2 protein-coding genes are annotated in these 2,822 nt (G+C 60.0%); one reads left to right on the top strand and one right to left on the bottom strand.

Annotated features, from left to right (window positions below):
• Positions 1–409: 409 nt before the first annotated feature.
• Positions 410–1,773 (bottom strand): IS3 family transposase gene (locus KAY22_RS27390; protein ID WP_139278864.1). Its coding sequence is split into 2 segments (ribosomal slippage): positions 410–1,423 and positions 1,426–1,773, totalling 1,362 coding nucleotides; the frame shifts between segments, so codons are not numbered across the junction.
• 184 nt (positions 1,774–1,957) lie between these two features.
• Between KAY22_RS27390 and KAY22_RS27395 the strand changes: the two genes are divergently transcribed.
• Positions 1,958–2,822: PAS domain-containing protein (locus KAY22_RS27395; protein WP_296626206.1), on the top strand; the 865-nt coding region annotated here is incomplete at its 3' end.

Raw genomic sequence — 2,822 nt, forward strand, 5'->3', positions numbered from 1 at the left:
CGCCCAGAGTGTTCGCGATGCGATAGCGGGCCGGTAAGGCGGCTCTACAACAAGCTGCGCATTGTCGCTAACTCAGCACGCAGTTCCGGCTCTCTAAGTGCTGCCGGTCCGCTACACCCGAATATATCCGCAAAATTCCCGGCTAGTTCGCTTAGGTGGATGCTGCCCAACATAAGGATCAGACGATAACAGCGGAACCTCAACCGGTGTCGTGCGCTCCTCTGGTCTCAACAAGGGAGCAAGTTATGATCACGGGAATCATCGGTGCGCTCGTAGGATCCAAGCTGGACCAGCAGGACGGCGACAGCGGCGCGAAGGGAGCCGTCATCGGCTATTGTCCGTCGTCGAAACATTTGGCACAGATGGGATCGTGGATTAGCGGAGAGCGGGCCTCGTCTGGGGCTTGATGTTAGGCGGCGAGCTTGCGGTGAAGCAAGCGGCGATGTTCGATGGTCTTTCGCTTGATGGTTTCGCGGCGCCTGATGATGGCGGGAGCCCTGCCGAAGTAGGCGTCTGCCGGGGTCACGTTGCTCAGGCTCTCGTGGTAGCGCTGGTGATTGTAGTGCTCCACGAACGCCTCGATCTGGGCCTCGAGGTCGCCGGGCAGGAAGTAATTCTCCAGCAGGATGCGGTTCTTCAAGGTCTGGTGCCAGCGCTCAATCTTGCCCTGAGTTTGCGGATGCAACGGGGCTCCGCGAACGTGGCTCATCTGCTGGGCCTCGATGTACTCGGCGAGTTCGCCCGCGATGTAGCCGGGGCCGTTGTCCGATAACAGCCGGGGCTTGTGCAGCACCGTGGCACTATCGCAACCCGAGGCCTTGAGAGCGAGGTCGAGCGTGTCGGTGACGTCCTCGGCGCGCATGTTGGTGCACAGCTTCCAGGCGATGATGTAGCGCGAATAGTCGTCGAGCACGGTCGAAAGGTACATCCAGCCCCACCCGATGATCTTGAAGTAGGTGAAGTCTGTCTGCCACATCTCGTTCGGCCGGGTGGTCTTCGTGTGGAACTGGTCGGCGGCCTTGATCACGGTATAGGCCGGACTGGTGATCAGGTCGTGCGCCTTCAACAGGCGGTAAACCGTGGCCTCCGACACGAAGTAGCGCTTCTCGTCGGTGAAGCGCACGGCCAGTTCGCGGGGGGAGAGTTCGGTCGCATCAAGCGCCATCTCGACGATCTGCTCGCGGACATCCTCGGAAATGCGGTTCCACACCCGGCCTGGCGCACAGGGGCGATCCTCCAGCGATTCGGGGCCGCCTTCGAGGAAGCGATCATACCAGCGGTAGAACGTCCGGCGGGGAATGCCGAGCTTATCCAGCGTGTGCTTGGCGGGCAGGTGCGACTGCTCGACGATCCTGATGATCTCCAGCTTTTCTGCGGCAGGGTACCTCATTCGTCGTCGCCCCCATCCGCGATCATGCTTTTTTTGAGCAGACGGTTTTCCAGCGTCAGATCGGCCACGCATTCCTTGAGGGCACGGGCTTCGCGGCGCAGGTCCTGAACCTCGCCCGTTGTCGCACTGCGGGCGGTGTCACCGGCAAGACGGCGCTTGCCGGCTTCCATGAACTCCTTCGACCAGGTGTAGTAGAGGCTCTGGGCAATGCCTTCACGCCGGCACAGTTCGGCGATGCTGTCCTCGCCGCGCAATCCGTCGAGCACGATGCGGATCTTGTCTTCGGCCGAGAAATGCCGCCGCGTCTGTCGGCGAATATCCTTCACCACGGCTTCGGCAGAGGCCTTCGTCGGCGATTTTCGCAAGGAGGGTTTGGGCTTCATCTGCGTTCCTTCGTCACTACGACGAAGCCCAAACCCTCCTTAAATCTCAACCCATAATCTGTGCCATGGGTGCTGACGCCGGACAGAGCTCACGACCGTAAATGATGAGCTGAAGTCAAAAGTTGACCAGCTGACTGTTGCAAATTCCGACCTTCGAAATTTCTTCGAGTCGACCGATCTGGCAGTGATTGTGCTCGATGGAAAACTTCAGATCAGAAGCTATACCGAAGCTGCGACGGCGCTTTTCCCGCTTCAGCCCAGCGACCGCGGACGGCCATTGGAGGATGTCACGTCACGCCTTGCAGGGACGCTCTATCTTGATGATGCACGGTCCGTGACAGAGGGGCATCCCGTAATCCAGCGGCGTGTCACGACCCGCGATGGCGCGAGAACCCTTTCGCTTCGAACATTGCCTTACAGAACCCAGAGCGGATCGACGGACGGCGCGACGCTCGTCCTGACGGACATCACTGACGCATTGTCTCTCGAGCGCGATCTTGCGGCCGAACGTGAGCGCCTTGGGATGGCCATTCGGGCAGGTGGCGTTGCAACATGGGAATATAATGTCGACACGGGCGAGGCGATCATCGATGACCATGGGCGTTCCATCCTGGGAATAGCGCCCGACATCGCTTCAACCGATGGTGACCGGCGCCTGGCGCGACTGCATCCCGACGACCGTGAAGCTTTCGATGCAGCGTTGGCAGAAGTGATCGCGCAAGGGGGCGATTTCGAAGCAAGCTATCGAGTCATCCAAGACGGCCAGGCGCGCCGCATCAAGAGTTTCGGCAGGATCGTGAGCGATGGCTCAGTCCGTCATCTGGTCGGCGTCTCCATCGATGTAACGTCGGAATATATGCTCGCCGAGACGCGTGAACTGATGCTCCGCGAAATGAATCATCGCGTGAAGAATCTTTTTGCGATCGTGGGCGGAATGGTCTCCGCTGGCGCGCGAATTCATGATGATGTACGTGCTTACGCCGCCGATCTGAGGGAGCGTATTGCAGCCCTGGGACGCGCGCATTCCCTTGCTTCGCCAACGGGGGAAG

It is taken from the genome of Rhizorhabdus sp., assembly GCF_018006725.1.
GTDB lineage: Bacteria > Pseudomonadota > Alphaproteobacteria > Sphingomonadales > Sphingomonadaceae > Rhizorhabdus.